Source organism: Devosia sp. (assembly GCF_014860165.1).
Lineage (GTDB): Bacteria > Pseudomonadota > Alphaproteobacteria > Rhizobiales > Devosiaceae > Devosia.
Genome location: NZ_JACZKG010000046.1, coordinates 20,014 through 34,606 on the forward strand (window position 1 = coordinate 20,014; position 14,593 = coordinate 34,606).

The following is a 14,593-nucleotide window of genomic DNA, read 5'->3' on the forward strand; positions in this document are numbered from 1 at the left end:
CTCAGGCCGTTTCTGGACCACCAGAGGCGGCACTGGAGGCGCCCACGAGTTCCGTTTTTACGTCCGAGCCCCGAAGAAGCGTCAGATCCACCGGGCAGCGATCCGCGATAGCGAGGATCCGGGCGCGCTGGTCTTCGCTCAGGGGACCGTCGAGCACGATGGTGCGGGTGAACCTATCCGGCGGCGTCATGTCCGCGACTTTCCCATGCTCGACTGTCGCACTTGCTCGTTCCAATGGGAATCCCTTGCGGTCCGCATACAGGCGCATCGTCATCACCGTGCACGCCGCCAGGCCGGCGGACACCAACTCGTACGGCGACAGCCCGCTTCCAAGACCGCCGACCGACGCCGGCTCATCGGCGAGAAATGAATGCTCGCCGCTGCTGACCGCAAGCTGGAATTTGCCACCGAGGGTCTCGGTGGCAAAGACTCCCTTGGCGACCTCGACTTGTGGAACGTCGTCCATCAGTGGTGGCAGGAAGCGACTGGCCCACGCTGCCACCATGGCAGCCGCATAGTTCGCGTCGGCAATGTCGGTAAGAAGGTGATCTGCAGTGTCGAGCGAGATGAAACTCTTGGGATGACGGGACGCCGCGAAAATGCGCGACGCATGGTCGATGCCAACGACCTCGTCGAGCGGCGAATGCAAGATCAATAGAGGCCGGCGCAGCGAGGTGATGGACGTCTCGACATCGGATTGCGCAATTGTCTCCACGAAACTGCGTCGAATGAGAAAGTGTCGTCCGGAAATGGCGACCGTGGCTTCGCCTTCGCGGCCTATCCGGTCGAGGTCATCAGGAGTGAAAAGGCGCAGAAGATGCTGAAGGTCGGCAGGCGCGCCGATCGTCGCGACGGCTGCGATATTCGGCATATCCGCCGCGGCGACGATTGCCGCAGCACCACCTAGGCTGTGCCCCACGAGCAAGGAGGGCAACATACCGGCTTGGGTCATCGCCTCCGCGGCCGTGCGGAGGTCGTCGACGTCAGAGGCGAAGTTCACCGCGTCCCCTTCCCCGATGACTATTCCTGTTCCGGCAAAATCGAAGCGCAGGACACCAATGCCTGCACGCGACAGTGCACGGGAGATGTGAACGGCAGCGCGGCTGTCCTTCCCGCAGGTGAGGCAGTGCGCGAAGATTGCCCAACCGCGTGGCGTCCCCTCCGGCGTTTCGAGGTTCCCCGTGAGTTGGGAGCCCGCCGAACGAGTGAAAGTGAAAATCGTGCTTGCCATGTTTTCGGACCTCCGTCGGGGCGTGCAGATCGCGCTTTCGACGTCCCTCGCAAGGCGACCAAAAGTGCACTGCAGCCAGTAACGCACGCCAATCGGCTCTTGTATATGCTTCGCGCATATAGACAATCTCGGAAAGCGTTGATTATATGCGTGACGCATGCTCCGTGGACCCGCCGCGGTCGCGGTCTCACAGGCGGATTCTGTCAGGGGCATGGACCGAAGGGCTATGGAACTCAACCAGATCAGCTACTTCATCAACCTGGCCGACACGCTGAACTTCACGGCTGCCGCTCGCCTGAGTGGCGTTTCACAGCCAAGTTTGACTCGTGCGATCCGCCGTCTCGAGGAGGAGCTTGGCGGGCCGCTGATCTACCGCGATGGAAAGAACAGCCGTTTGACCGCGCTCGGCCAGGACGTCGAGGTGGACTTCCGCCGCATGCTCGTAGCCATGACGAGCGTGAGGCACCATGCCGAGAACTGGGCGATGGGGAGGCATCGCGTGCTCGATGTCGCAGTCGCGCCTTCGGTCGGTCCCAAGGGGTTTACCGAGTTCTTTGAGAGCGCCCTGCAAGAGGTGCCATCGATAGAGATCCGGCTCCACTCGCTCCAGCAGAGCGAGGACACTTCGGAGGTGCTGTCGGGCAAGTATCACGCCTGCATCCTCCCGCGCGAGACCAAGCCAGATCGCAAACTGGACGTGCGTTCGCTCTTCCGGGAACGCTTCCTGCTCGGCTGTGCAGCAAGCCACCCCTTGGCCCGGAGCGAGATCGTGCGCGGCAAGGACCTGCTCGATTATCCCTTCGTCGATCGCCTCAAATGCGAGTTCCGTGAAGAGATCTATGATCACTTCGCGCGACAGGAGGTGCTCATGCGACCCAGCTTGCGCTCCGACCGAGAAGACTGGATCCAACGCCTGGTCGCGAGAGGACGCGCCATATGCATCCTCCCGGAAAGATCCGGCGCGGCCCATGGCCTGGTCACTCGACCGATCCAGGGGTTTATGCTGGAACGCGAGGTGGTGATGGCGACGGTTTCCGGTTCCACGGCACCAGCCGAAATTCGCAAGATCGCCCAACTCGCAGCGCGGTTCGAGTGGGATTGAGCGCGGTTCCAAAGCCACTTCGGCTATGGAAACTATAACCGCTGCGCATTGGATAATTCGGGGGGCCACTGCGATAGTGACATCGATCACGTCGGTCTGAACGTGATGCACATGGTCTGAACGAACACCGGAGACCACAAATGAAGTTCGAAAAATCACAGGCGGCGATCGACCGCCTCACTCCCGAACAGCACCGGATCACTCAATCGGCGGGCACGGAAAGGCCATTCACCGGCGAGTACAACGACAACGAAGCGCCGGGCATATACGTCGACATCGTCTCGGGAGAGCCGCTGTTCGCTTCCACCGACAAGTTCGACTCGGGTTCCGGCTGGCCCAGCTTCACCAAGCCGATCGTAGCAGCCTACGTCAACGAACTGCGGGACAGCACGCATGGCATGGCCAGGACAGAGGTCAGGTCGGTGCATGGCGACAGCCATCTCGGCCACGTTTTCCCGGATGGTCCAAGGGACCGCGGAGGTCTGCGCTACTGCATCAATTCGGCGTCCCTGCGCTTCGTCCCGCGCGACGAGATGGCTGCAGCAGGATACGGTGATTATCTCAACCAGGTAGAGGAGGCCTAATATGCATCAGCGCGCAGTTCTGGCAGGCGGTTGCTTTTGGGGCATGCAGGATTTGATCCGCAAGCAGCCCGGCATCGTCTCGACCCGTGTGGGCTATACCGGCGGCGATATCCCCAACGCCACCTATCGCAATCACGGCACGCATGCCGAGGGACTCGAAATCACCTTCGATCCGGGGCAGACGAGCTATCGGAACATCCTGGAATACTTCTTCCAGATCCACGATCCCACTACGCTGAATCGTCAGGGCAACGATCGTGGCCTCTCCTACCGGTCTGGCATCTACTACGTCGATGAGGAGCAGAAGCGGGTCGCCCTCGACACGATCGCCGACGTCGATGCGTCTGGTCTCTGGGGCGGCAAGGTCGTCACCGAGGTCGAACCGGTCGGCGACTTCTGGGAGGCCGAACCCGAGCATCAGGATTACCTCATAAAACGCCCGGACGGCTACACCTGCCATTTCCCGCGCGCCGGCTGGGTACTCCCCAAGCGCCAAAAAGCCGGCGATACGCAGTCTGCGGCGGAGTAGGCAGGGCGTCCCTTCGTGCTAAGGTGCTCGCATCGCCCTTGACCGCGTCGTCAAACGACGCGGTCCCCGAACCGGCCACGCAGCACTCGATGCGACGGCCGGCGTCCGATACGCGCCCTCCATAATTCCGTGGACACCCCCGCGAGAGGCTTGATCATTCTGAAGGAGATTGGCTTGGCGTACGGATCGATCATCGAGGCACGGCTCGAATGCTGCCTGACTATACTGGCGGCACAACATTGTTCGTCCACCTCCGCGAGCCCGGCATGAGCGTCATAGCCGCCTACTATTACCACGAAGGCAAACGTATTCGGGAGATCGCGCTAGACGAGCCCGTCAAACTCGAAATGAGCCGCTCGGACTTCTGCTGGATCGCGCTTCTCGATCCTACGGCGGACGAACTTCAAACGCTGCAAGCCACGTACAAGCTCCACCCGCTCGCGATCGACAACGCGATGCACCCGCTTTGCCCTCCCAAGCTCGAAGTCTACAACGAAGAACTGTACATCGTCGCCCAGACCGCCGAGTTGGTCGGCGACAAGATCCGCTATGGCAAGATGGCGTTGTTCACCGGTCACAACCATCTCATCAGCGTACGACACGGTGATGGAGGAGCGCTCGGCAACCTCCGGGAGCGACTCGAGGCATCGCCCGAACTCATCGGAAAAGGCGTCGACTACGTGCTGCACGCGATCCTGCATCGGGTCGTCGATCAGTATCTACCCATCTTCGAAATGATCGAGGATGACGTCTTGGCGATGGAGAGACGTTCCTTGGATGACTTTCTCGGCCGCGCCGAGGTCTCCCGAATATTCGAACTGAGGGGCGAACTCACCCGCTTCCAACGGACGCTTGGCGCAATGGCTGAACTGGTTCGAAAGTTGGAAAGAGGACACTTTCCCTGCATCAGCATGGAGGTTCGCCCGTACTTCAACGATGTTGCGGACCATGTCGACCGCGTTCAGTCCATGGTCAAAGGCCTCCTGCAGGTGCTGTCGTCGGTCTTCGAGTTCAGCAGCCTTTTAGAAGCGCAACGAACAGGCGTCATCACACGCCAACTTGCAGCTTGGGCAGGCATACTGGCCGTACCCACAGCGATCGCCGGGATCTACGGCATGAATTTCAAGCACATGCCGGAACTCGACACAGCATACGGATACCCCGTCGTGCTCGGGGTGGTCGCGGTATTCTGCATCTACCTGTTCGTGCGCTTCAAGAGGGCCAAGTGGCTATGAATGCCGCACCTCGCGTTCCTCACCGTCATCTGACGGTCGACGGCGCGCTTCGTGCGGGAAGCTGCTCAATCTAACTCGAGCCTAAGGTGCAGTCATGACTTCCCAACTGACCGACGTTCTAGAAGCCGTGCAGTCCTTTGTCGCCCAGGGCTACGACCGCGAGTACCGCGTCAAGGACGGCAATCTCCTCGATCTCGAATCCGGGTCGATCCTTGATCCGTTGGTAATTCGTGTGGATGCGGCACTGCGTCTCGAAAGCGGTAAGGATGCGGAAGACGCCTCCAATATCTACGCGATCACCGATGTCGCGATAGGGCAGAAGGGGATACTGATCGACGCCTTCGACGTTTTTGACGAGATCTGCCATTTTGATCTTTCCAAGCGGCTTCTGGCGGAACGTCAAACGGCGCGAGCACTCGACCAAGACGTGCCGAGCAAGCATGGGCTTCGCAAGGTGTTCAAGGCCGACTTCGAGGGCGATCCCGAGCGCTACATTCTGCGTGAGGGCTTTCCGGATTTCCCGCCATGCCCTTGGGGCGGCTCCTTCAGCATCCTCGGCTTCGATACTGCCGAGCAGTCATATGTATGGCTGGTCACGAGCATTCTCCGGGATTCTCGGCTGATCAGGATCCCCTATCAGGGACAAGACGTCATCACCGACGAATAGCAGCGCCTACGAGCGCGAGATCGCCCACTGCGTCGGTCACGCACCAGCCGCAGGAAAACTGAAATATCGAACGAGAACGGGACGGATCATGAATTGGAACAAAGAGCACATCCAGGAAACAATGCTTTCGCTGGAGACCGAAGCCTTCAATAGCGCTCGCGAGAACTATCTGGATTACGTCGCTACGGCCCGGGTCGATCGGACCGAACCGATCGAGAACGACGAGCTTGCTCAGGCCGAAGTCGCGAGCGACTTCGCAGAGGCGCTCGATGACACGCTCGATGACTACAACGAAAAACTCGAGAAGCTGAGAACCATCGATTTCGGCGCCAAGTCGGCAGTCCACGAAGGCGCGGTCGTCAAGATGTCGGGCCGTTATTTCGTTATCGCGGTATCGACGGGCAAATTCACCTGCAGGGGCCGGGAATTCATGGGCATTTCCACGATGGCGCCGATCTTCGAGGCGATCGAAGGTGCGAGAGCGGGAGATACGGTGCAGTTCAACGGCCGCGACATCCTGGTCGAAGAGGTCGAATAGGCCGGCATGGGCCTAGCGCCTGGCGTCATCGCCTTGATTCTGTATCATCGCATCGAGCGCTCCCGTGATCATGGGGGTGCTCGGACACATTATCGTCTTCGTCTCGCTCGGGCGGCCAGATCGCTTGCCCACGATGGCAAGAAATGCCAGCACGATCATCAACGCGGCGGAATAGAAGAAGAGGCCACCAGGACCCACAAGGTTCATCGTGGCTCCGCCGATGAGTGGCCCGGCGGCCGACCCGATGCCGTTCAGCAGAAGTAGACCGCGAACAGTGCCAAGCTGTCGTCGGGCCGGGAGGTCGTCGATCGCGACGGCGACGCACAAGGAATAGATTGGAATTCCGAACCCGCCGAACAGGGCGCCGGCGGCGAGCAGCAGGGGGAGAGGCGCTTCCGCAGCGAATGCCACGCCAACAGCGGCGATGGCCGACGCCAGAGCTGCGCCGGCGATGATCAGGCTCCGTGAAACCCGGTCCGAGAACCAGCCGAGCGGCCACTGCAGCAAGAGGGTTCCCCCGAGCACCGCCGCCATGAAAGCTGAGATTCCACCCGTATCGAGACCAATCCTCTGCGCGAAAATCGGACCCATTCCCCAAAATCCGCCCATCGCCAAACCGCCCAGGAACACGCCGACGGTGGCGAGCGGCGATACTGACAGCAGATCGCGGAATGCGACGGGCTCCTGTCGCACCTCGGCCGGTGGATGACTTGGCAGAAGTGTTATCGGCACCACCGCCGCCGAGATCAGTAGCGACACGATCAGGAACAAGGTCACGTCGGCGGGCGGAGCGATGTTGAGCAGCGCCTGTCCCAAGGCCCAGGAACCCATGGACACGATCCCGAACATCGACAGGAGTTGGCCGCGCGTCGAAGGAAGTGCGTGCGCGTTGAGCCAGCTCTCCGTGGCGAGGATCATGCCTGCGTAGGCAAAGCCCGTGACCATACGGAGCGGCACCCAGCCGAGCGGTTCCACGAAGACAACATGGAGAAGGGCAGTCATCGACGCGATGGCCGCGAAACCGGCGAACGTTCTGACGTGCCCGACGGAGACGATGACGCGGGGCAGCGCCAGTGCGCCGATAGTGAAACCCGCGAAATAGAACGACATCATCGCGCCGATGGCGCCGCTGGGGAATTCTTCCTGACCTGCCCTGACAATCAACAGCGTGCCGAGGAGTCCGTTGCCCAGCAGCAGGATCGCCACGCTCAAAAGCAATGCTGCCACGGGAGCAAGGGTCAAGCCGCGTGCGCAAGCCGACCTGATGCTTTCCATCATCGGAATCATTTTGAACCCTGACGTGGGGGTTGATGCTCAGACGTGCTGATCGATCGGCCGAACGCTTCGCGCCGAACGAGGACCAAGTGGCACCCGTGAACATCCATCTCTGGCTCTGACATCTTCAGCAACACGGTATTTTCTTCGGTCGCGACCATCCACCTGTGAACCTGCAGCTCGGACGCATGTCGTTCTGCGACGTTCATTCGATCCTCCAATTCCAGTGCAAAGGCTACTAGGTGGCGCGCGGGACGTCGCCTCGCCCGAGGCCATTCGACCGACCGTTCTCGCAGTGAGGACAGAGGTCGATGCGCCCGCGCGCGCCAAACTATGGCGCTCCGCGCGTGGCATTTCTAATAGGCTTGCAGCATAATTTCCATAACTTCGAGCCATCCGATGCTTCGGTTGCGCCCAAGTAGACCGTAGGCATCTGTACGTCCGACCAGCGAGCGAAGGAGGCCGAAGGGTCTCCCCGCCATCCATCGAACCATCCATCTCCAATGCTGTTGATCTGGTATCGAAACTATAGCGGCAGGGTATTGGGAAAGCGTACTGGCCCGGCGCTATATTCCACGCGCAAACTCACTAGAACTACTGGACGATCTGACGAGGATCCTGAACGGCACCGCTTGCGCGTAGTTGCTGACTTTTGGACTTCGTCTGACAATAGAGATGGAATTTCTTTCACCGTCATTAGAGCAGGCTCTTTCAACCCACCCTAAAGGAACACCGATCATGAACATTTCTCGCAGGAAAATGCTGTTGACGGGTGCCGCGCTACCGCTGGCAGTACCTATGCTGAGCCTTTGGAGCCGCCCCACCGTCGCACAGGAGGCGGTAACACCAGCAGGGGTGTCACTCTTTCGTTCCTTCGCGGTCGGCGAGATCGAAGTCATAGCGCTGAAGGCGGGGGGCTTTCCCAGCGATATGCCGCATTCGCTCTTCGGTACCAACATCGATCAGCCTACATTCGACGCTGTTTCGAGCGAAAACTTTATTCCTTCCAACAGTACTTACCTCGATGTCAGCCCGACATTGGTTCGTACAGCGACGGAGACAATCCTCTTCGATACCGGCCTCGACGCTCCAGGTTTGCTGGCCGCGCTGAGCGCCGCGGGCGTCAGCGCCAGCGATGTGACCCGCGTCGTGCTCACTCACCTGCACCCGGACCATATCGGCGGGCTTACCGACGAAGCCGGATCGGCGACATTCCCCAACGCCGCCTTTGTCGCAGGTCAAGTCGAATACGATCACTGGGCAAAATCTGGTGATGAGCTCTTCGAGCAAAAGGTTCGTCCGTTCGCCGATCGGATGACTTTCCTTAAGGGTGAGGACGCGGTAGCACCTGGCATCACTGCGATAGAAGCTTTTGGACATACCCCTGGGCATCTCGCTTTCCGCATGGAGAGCGGAGGACAGCAGATGATCGCCATCGCGGACACCGCGAACCACTACGTCTGGTCGCTTGGCCATCCCGATTGGGAGGTAATGTTCGATGTGGATAAGGCCGCGGCGGCTGCCACCCGTCGTCGGCTGCTGGACATGATCGCCGCCGATCGCCTGGCGGTCGTGGGATACCATATGCCATATCCTGGGGTTGGCTTCGTCGAAACGAGAGGCGACGGATTCCATTGGGTCTCGGCCAGCTACCAATTCGGATAGTGCTACCGAACTACGCCAAGCCTGAACCGTTAGGCACCAATCCAGCTTCGCGTTGCGCGGTGATCACGCGCAACGCCGGTGGATCCGCTCGCTGTTAGGCCGGCCGCGCGATATCAGCGAAGTTCCGGCGGATGTAGGCTAGCTTCGGGTCGATGTAGACGCGGCAGAACGGCCTGCTCGGATCTGTTCGATAGTAGTTCTGATACCGTGCGTCGGAGGCCCTGAATCCAGCGAAGGGGCTCACCAGTGTCTGCACCGCCTTCCCCGACTCTTCGGCGAAGCCATCGATTGCCGACTGAGCTTCACTGCGCTGACCATCTTCGGTGACGTAGATCGCACTGCGATACTTGCTGCGCACCGAGCGTTCCCTGTTGGCGGAATGCGTCCTGAGATGCACTTCGGATAGTGTCTCCACGCTGATGACCGACGGATCGTAAGTCACGAGCACGCCCTCGGCCCACGTGTCGGCCGGGGCTTCCGATTTAATGAAGCCTTGGTCCACGTGATCCACACCCCTCAACGCTTGGAAGACGCCTTCGGTGCACCAGTGGCATCCACCACCAAAGCCTATGAGTTTCGACGGCGTCGGGAGGGGAACAGAACTGGTGTTCGTCATCTATCCAAACTCCTTATTGATGAATTAACAGTACCCGACATCTATCCCTCGCTAGGGCAATCGAACCATCATCTCGATTTCCAACTGAACGCCGGCAACAGCCAACCGGCAACGCCGGTTCTGGTTAAACTGGGCCGCTTGGAAGGGTAGAGCCGCGTTGCCTTGGCTGTTACGTCGAGAGGCCTGAACATCGTGTGCTCCTTGCCCGGCTGAAAGAGATCGCCGGCCAGCAGAACCTAGGACGACCGTCATTCGGGTACCAATGAACTGCGGTTATGGTTTCGATATCCAAGCGTCAGGGCAAGCCGATCCCGGCACTGCTGTGGCGGCGGCCGACGGATTTGCCACTGCCTTGGCGAGCCTGCCGTCGGCGCTGGCGCGAAGCCTGTGGGATATCGAAACTATAGCTCGAGGCTATTGGGAATGGGCGTGCTGCCTAGTCATAATCGTGGCGTAACAGTCGATCCTCGTCGGTGGCCACCGACGCCGGCGGCAAATTCATGGGTGTCGTTATCTCGAAGCTCGCCATAAGACACCGCACGACCTACCGCTACCGGTCCCCGGTGCAGTTGCTGCCGCATCGCCTGATGCTGCGACCGCGGGAAAGTCGTGAGTTGCAGTTGCTTTCCCACGAGGTGAACATAACGCCAGATGCAGTCCTGACGTGGTCCAGGGATATTTTCGGCAACGACGTGGCATTGGCACGTTTCGTCGGCGTCACCGATCTTCTTGTCATAGAGAGCAACGCGGTGGTCGAGCACAGTTCGCCTGCATGGCCCGTCTACGAAATAGACGCTTCCGCCATTTCCTATCCATTCCGCTACTCGGATGCGGACTGGGTCGACCTCGGTCAACTGGCGGTCCAGCATTTTCCTGACCCCAGCGGCGAATTCGAAAGGTGGGTCATGGGCTTCGTCGCCCCTACACCCACCGACACCCTCTCCCTCCTCAAGGACCTCAATCTTGGCGTTCACTACCACGTCAAGTACCAACGCCGCGAAGACGAGGGCACGCAAGAGCCCGCTTACACCTTGGCGAGCGGCTTCGGATCGTGCCGCGACCTGGCCGTGCAGATGGTCGAAGCGGCTAGGGTCCTCGGCTTCGGCGCTCGCCTAGTGTCGGGGTACCTTGCCGACATGGACGGTGATCTGGTCGGCACTTCCGATGCAGGGGCAACCCATGCATGGGCAGAGGTCTTCGTGCCGGGACCGGGTTGGATTGCCTTCGATCCGACCAACGGAACGATGGGCGATGCCTATCTTATCGCTGCTGCGGTCGTACGCGATATTTCACAGGCAGTTCCGGCGTCTGGCAGCTTCGTCGGTCCCGGCAACGCCTTCGAGCGCCTGGTTGTCGAAGTCGGCGTCAGTAGAATTCCAAGTGACATTTATTCGGCATCTGATGCCGTTTGAATCTGAAGTCTGAGGCGATCGCCAGGTCTTTGCTTGCCTGCCGCCGTGCCCGGAACCTGAGCACGGCGTAACCAAACGACCAACCCAGGAGAAAAGATCGTGGACCACCCCCTCGAAGTCACCCTCGGCGCGGCCCCCGCACCTTCGGTCAGTTCTACTGATGTCTCGGCAAAACCCATTCGCAACATCGTGCTGGTCCATGGCGCTTTCGCCGATGGCACGGGCTGGCGTGGCGTTTATGACGAGTTGACCGGCCGCGGCTACAAGGTCAGCGTGGTGCAGAACCCGCTGACGTCGTTTGAGGACGACGTAGCAGCCACACGCCGGGTATTGGCCCGGCAGGACGGTCCCGTCATCCTAGTGGGACACTCCTATGGGGGATCTATAATCACCGAGGCCGGCGAGGATCCGAATGTCGCGGGGCTTGTCTATGTGGCAGCATTTGCGCCCGAAATCGGCTACTCTACCCTCGATCAGTATGCCCAAATTCCGCCACCTCCGAACTTCCAGCCGGATGTACAGCCAGACGGCTTCGCGTTCCTCAACCACTCAACGTTCAAGGCTGGCTTCGCTGGTGACACCTCCGAAGCAGACGGTGGCTTTCTGCGTGACTCGCAAGTGCCGATTGCCATGAAGGCGCTCGAAGCCAAAGTGACTGTCGCTGCGTGGCGCAGCAAACCCTGCTGGTACGTTGTAGCAACCGAGGACGGCGCTATTGCTCCCGAATTGCTACGCAGCACAGCCGAACGAATTGGTGCGACCACGACCGAAGTGGCAGGAAGCCACGTCTTATTCCTGACCCAGCCCAAGGCCGTGGCCGACGTCATCGAACAGGCCGCCCAAGGCGCTGCGCGATGAGTATCGTGTGCCAGCACCTGGGGTAAGATGTATCTTGATCGAAGGGTCGCGGTGGGCAGTTTGGTCAGGGATTGAACCGACTCAGGATCAATCGGATCTCTCGCTCGGAACGACGACCATCCCGTTCCTGAGATGGGGTATCCGGGCGAGGCCATCGGCGTTCAATTCTGGAGGCAACAACGCTGTCGGAATATCCTGGTAGCAAACGGGGCGCAGGAACCGTCGGATGGCTAGCGTTCCGACGGAAGTCGTATGGCTTTGCGACGTGGCCGGATACGGCCCACCATGCACCATCGCTTCTGCTACCTCGACGCCGGTCGGCCAATCGTTGGCGAGAATTCGTCCTGCCTTACGCTCAAGCACCGGCATGAGCTCTCGGGCAACCGGAGTATCCTCCGCGTCCAGGTGCAGAGTTGCGGTCAGCTGACCCTCGAATTGCTCTGCAGCCTGCCGCAATTCGTTGACATCCTGGCAAACGACGACGAGCGACGCCGCGCCGAAGACCTCCCTCTCCAGCTGCTCGTCATGTAGGAAGGTCTGCAGATCGGTGCGGAACACCGCTGCCCCGCCACGATTGGGGCCTTTCGGCGGACGGCTCTCAGCCACCGTAGTTACACTTTCGCGGGCCGCCAGCGCGTCACGACCTCTCTCGAAGGCCGCATGTATCCCGCTCGTCAGCATCGGCGCAGGTTCAGTCTCGCCCAGTTCTGTCGCCAGCACCTGCAGAAAAGGGGGCAGGGCAGGCCCGTCCAACACGAACATAAGTCCTGGATTGGTGCAGAACTGTCCGGCCCCGAGTGTCAGTGAACCCACATAGCCCTTGGCGATCGCCGGGCCACGCGCCCAGAGCGCCGCGGGCAGAACGAAGACCGGGTTGACGCTGCTCATCTCGGCGTAGACGGGGATCGGCTCCGGACGTGCCGCGGCCAAGGCAACGAGCGCCAGACCGCCTCCGCGCGAACCGGTGAAGCCAACCGCCTTGATGTGCCTATGCTTCACAAGTGCCGTTCCGGTAGCGATCTCGCCGGGTAGATACGAGAACACGCCATCTGGCATGTCCGTCAATGCTGCAGCCTTGAGCAGGGCGCGGGCCACCAACTCGCCGGTTCCCAGATGGGCCGGATGCCCCTTGACCACGACCGGACACCCGGCGGCAAGCGCCGATGCCGTGTCTCCGCCCGCCACCGAAAAGGCCAGAGGAAAATTGCTCGATCCGAAGACCGCCACCGGCCCGAGTGCGATCTGCCGCATCCGCAGGTCGGCCCGCCGGAGGGGACGCCTGTCGGGCATTGCATCTTCGACGCGCAGGTCAAGCCAATCTCCCCGACGTACCGCGTTCGCGAACAATTCGAGCTGAGAGCAGGTGCGTGTCCGCTCGGTCTCCATCCGACCCGCGCCTAACCCTGTCTCCGCCACGGCGCGCTGGATCAGCGCATCACCTAATGACATAATTTCCGCCGCAATCGCCGAAAGAAAGTCCGCTCGTTGGGCCAGGGGCAACTGGCGATAGGTATCGAACGCTCCCCAAGCCAGATCCGCTGCACGAGCGACATCGGCCTCATCGGAAATTCGGAACTCGGGCGACAGCTCTTCTCCGGTGGACGGATTATAGGCCGTCATCCGCGTCTCTGCCGCAGGAACGTCTGCGCGCCCGATGAGAGCGGCGCCGGTGATCGTTTCGGACACGTGTCCTCCAGAAGTGGGTGATAGTGAGAGGCAAAGCTGACGCGGTTACCGCGTAGGAGAAAACCATTCAGCCCAGCAGAGACGTTAGAGCGAAGCAGAAGGCTTTGCACGGGCAATATCCAGGTTGGCATGGGTCGGCACCGCGTTGGTCATTGTTGGCGTTCGTTTCCAACAAAGTAATTGCGCTGGCCGCAGCGCCCCGCGCGCGGCGCTGCGGCCAGCGCAACCCAGCATCGTTGTGATTGTGATAGTGAATGGCGAAAATTGGCGCGTGGAATCGAGGGAATCACCATGACCGAACAAAGTGCCATCATCCAAGCTCTGGGCGTTGCGGCCACTTTCGACGTCGAGCGGGAAGCTCGAGACCGCATAGAATTTCTGAGCACATACCTGCGCGCATCCCAACTCAGGGCCTTCGTCCTGGGCATCAGCGGCGGGGTCGACTCGCTGACCGCAGGCTTGCTCGCCCAGCGCGCGGTGGAGGCGCTGAGAGCGGACGGGTACGATGCAAGTTTTGTAGCGGTGCGTTTGCCATACGGCGTGCAGGCCGACGAAAGCGATGCCCAGCACGCCGTGGAAACGATCCGTGCCGATAGACTTCTGCGGGTCGATATAAAACCGGCATCCGATGCGACCATGGCGTCGATGAAGGCAGGCGGTCTTTATGTAGGCAATGCGGGCCGTGAGGACTTCACCCTCGGAAACATCAAGGCACGCCAACGAATGGTGGTCCAATTCGCCATCGCAGGGGCCGAACGCGGACTTGTCATCGGCACCGACCATGCCGCCGAGGCCCTGATGGGCTTCTTCACCAAGTTCGGCGACGGCGCGGCCGACGTCCTTCCGCTTTCAGGGCTCAACAAGCGTCGCGTTCGGGCGCTTGCCATCCACCTCGGCGCTCCGGCCAAACTGGTCGGCAAGGTGCCCACTGCCGATCTGGAAAGCTTGGACCCGCTGCGCCCGGACGAGGACGCTTACGGGATTACATACGACCAGATCGATGACTTCCTCGAAGGAAAGCAGATCGACGGCGCGGCTGCGGCCAGCATCCTTCAGGCATACTCTGGAACGGCGCACAAGCGCGCTCTACCGGTTGCGCCAATTGCACCCAACAACCTCAGGCCGTAGTAATGTGCATTGTGGAACGATGAAGTTGGACTACTAGAAACCTGAGACGGGAGCGCACCTACCTGTC

Annotated in this window: 14 protein-coding genes; 10 read left to right on the forward strand and 4 right to left on the reverse strand. The window is 60.5% G+C overall.

What is annotated here, in order from left to right; all coding sequences use genetic code 11:
- Position 1 precedes the first annotated feature (1 nt).
- Complete coding sequence (locus IH615_RS11030; RefSeq protein WP_291361923.1) at positions 2 to 1,231, reverse strand: bifunctional alpha/beta hydrolase/OsmC family protein; 1,230 nt, start codon at positions 1,229 to 1,231, stop codon at positions 2 to 4.
- Between the two features lie 226 nt (positions 1,232 to 1,457).
- Between IH615_RS11030 and IH615_RS11035 the strand changes: the two genes are divergently transcribed.
- From IH615_RS11035 to IH615_RS11060, 6 genes are all read left to right on the forward strand, one after another.
- Entirely contained in the window at positions 1,458 to 2,333 is an 876-nt protein-coding gene (locus IH615_RS11035) for a LysR family transcriptional regulator (protein WP_291361924.1), read from the forward strand.
- Between the two features lie 140 nt (positions 2,334 to 2,473).
- The gene (msrB, locus tag IH615_RS11040; protein ID WP_291361925.1) at positions 2,474 to 2,917 is read left to right on the forward strand and encodes a peptide-methionine (R)-S-oxide reductase MsrB; all 444 of its coding nucleotides are present in this window, start codon (positions 2,474 to 2,476) and stop codon (positions 2,915 to 2,917) included.
- A gap of 1 nt (position 2,918) precedes the next feature.
- Positions 2,919 to 3,446 carry a peptide-methionine (S)-S-oxide reductase MsrA gene (gene msrA / locus IH615_RS11045; protein ID WP_291361926.1) on the forward strand — a complete coding sequence of 176 codons (528 nt, stop codon included), beginning with the start codon at positions 2,919 to 2,921 and terminating at the stop codon, positions 3,444 to 3,446.
- 266 nt (positions 3,447 to 3,712) lie between these two features.
- Positions 3,713 to 4,681, forward strand: coding sequence for a magnesium and cobalt transport protein CorA (locus tag IH615_RS11050; protein WP_291361927.1), 969 nt, complete (start codon positions 3,713 to 3,715; stop codon positions 4,679 to 4,681).
- Between the two features lie 94 nt (positions 4,682 to 4,775).
- Entirely contained in the window at positions 4,776 to 5,348 is a 573-nt protein-coding gene (locus tag IH615_RS11055; RefSeq protein ID WP_291361928.1) for a hypothetical protein, read from the forward strand.
- An 88-nt stretch (positions 5,349 to 5,436) separates the two neighbouring features.
- Positions 5,437 to 5,886, forward strand: coding sequence for a hypothetical protein (locus IH615_RS11060; RefSeq protein WP_291361929.1), 450 nt, complete (start codon positions 5,437 to 5,439; stop codon positions 5,884 to 5,886).
- A gap of 12 nt (positions 5,887 to 5,898) precedes the next feature.
- Here IH615_RS11060 and IH615_RS11065 read toward each other — a convergent pair whose 3' ends face one another.
- Positions 5,899 to 7,173, reverse strand: coding sequence for an MFS transporter (locus IH615_RS11065; protein ID WP_291361930.1), 1,275 nt, complete (start codon positions 7,171 to 7,173; stop codon positions 5,899 to 5,901).
- 663 nt (positions 7,174 to 7,836) lie between these two features.
- On the opposite strand from IH615_RS11065, the gene IH615_RS11070 reads away from it, so the two are divergent.
- Positions 7,837 to 8,826 (forward strand): MBL fold metallo-hydrolase, encoded by a 990-nt coding sequence (locus IH615_RS11070; RefSeq protein WP_291361931.1) that lies wholly within the window; start codon positions 7,837 to 7,839, stop codon positions 8,824 to 8,826.
- A 94-nt stretch (positions 8,827 to 8,920) separates the two neighbouring features.
- Here IH615_RS11070 and IH615_RS11075 read toward each other — a convergent pair whose 3' ends face one another.
- Positions 8,921 to 9,442 carry a peptide-methionine (S)-S-oxide reductase gene (locus IH615_RS11075; protein WP_291361932.1) on the reverse strand — a complete coding sequence of 174 codons (522 nt, stop codon included), beginning with the start codon at positions 9,440 to 9,442 and terminating at the stop codon, positions 8,921 to 8,923.
- 512 nt (positions 9,443 to 9,954) lie between these two features.
- Here IH615_RS11075 and IH615_RS11080 point away from each other — a divergent pair.
- Together IH615_RS11080 and IH615_RS11085 are read left to right on the forward strand one after the other, a co-directional pair.
- Positions 9,955 to 10,854 carry a transglutaminase family protein gene (locus IH615_RS11080; RefSeq protein ID WP_291362022.1) on the forward strand — a complete coding sequence of 300 codons (900 nt, stop codon included), beginning with the start codon at positions 9,955 to 9,957 and terminating at the stop codon, positions 10,852 to 10,854.
- 99 nt (positions 10,855 to 10,953) lie between these two features.
- Positions 10,954 to 11,712, forward strand: coding sequence for an alpha/beta hydrolase (locus IH615_RS11085; protein WP_291361933.1), 759 nt, complete (start codon positions 10,954 to 10,956; stop codon positions 11,710 to 11,712).
- 87 nt (positions 11,713 to 11,799) lie between these two features.
- On the opposite strand, the gene IH615_RS11090 is transcribed toward IH615_RS11085, so the two are convergent.
- Positions 11,800 to 13,398: an aldehyde dehydrogenase (NADP(+)) gene (locus IH615_RS11090; RefSeq protein WP_291361934.1), complete on the reverse strand. Its 1,599-nt coding sequence runs from the start codon at positions 13,396 to 13,398 to the stop codon at positions 11,800 to 11,802.
- Between the two features lie 291 nt (positions 13,399 to 13,689).
- Between IH615_RS11090 and nadE the strand changes: the two genes are divergently transcribed.
- Positions 13,690 to 14,526 carry an ammonia-dependent NAD(+) synthetase gene (gene nadE / locus IH615_RS11095; RefSeq protein WP_291361935.1) on the forward strand — a complete coding sequence of 279 codons (837 nt, stop codon included), beginning with the start codon at positions 13,690 to 13,692 and terminating at the stop codon, positions 14,524 to 14,526.
- The last annotated feature ends 67 nt before the right edge of the window (positions 14,527 to 14,593 follow it).

Bases quoted from the DNA above. Each gene is read 5' to 3' on its own strand.
- IH615_RS11030 (WP_291361923.1), bottom strand. From the start codon at position 1,231: ATGGCAAGCACGATTTTCACTTTCACTCGTTCGGCGGGCTCCCAACTC.
- IH615_RS11035 (WP_291361924.1), top strand. From the start codon at position 1,458: ATGGAACTCAACCAGATCAGCTACTTCATCAACCTGGCCGACACGCTG.
- msrB (WP_291361925.1), top strand. From the start codon at position 2,474: ATGAAGTTCGAAAAATCACAGGCGGCGATCGACCGCCTCACTCCCGAA.
- msrA (WP_291361926.1), top strand. From the start codon at position 2,919: ATGCATCAGCGCGCAGTTCTGGCAGGCGGTTGCTTTTGGGGCATGCAG.
- IH615_RS11050 (WP_291361927.1), top strand. From the start codon at position 3,713: ATGAGCGTCATAGCCGCCTACTATTACCACGAAGGCAAACGTATTCGG.
- IH615_RS11055 (WP_291361928.1), top strand. From the start codon at position 4,776: ATGACTTCCCAACTGACCGACGTTCTAGAAGCCGTGCAGTCCTTTGTC.
- IH615_RS11060 (WP_291361929.1), top strand. From the start codon at position 5,437: ATGAATTGGAACAAAGAGCACATCCAGGAAACAATGCTTTCGCTGGAG.
- IH615_RS11065 (WP_291361930.1), bottom strand. From the start codon at position 7,173: ATGATTCCGATGATGGAAAGCATCAGGTCGGCTTGCGCACGCGGCTTG.
- IH615_RS11070 (WP_291361931.1), top strand. From the start codon at position 7,837: ATGGAATTTCTTTCACCGTCATTAGAGCAGGCTCTTTCAACCCACCCT.
- IH615_RS11075 (WP_291361932.1), bottom strand. From the start codon at position 9,442: ATGACGAACACCAGTTCTGTTCCCCTCCCGACGCCGTCGAAACTCATA.
- nadE (WP_291361935.1), top strand. From the start codon at position 13,690: ATGACCGAACAAAGTGCCATCATCCAAGCTCTGGGCGTTGCGGCCACT.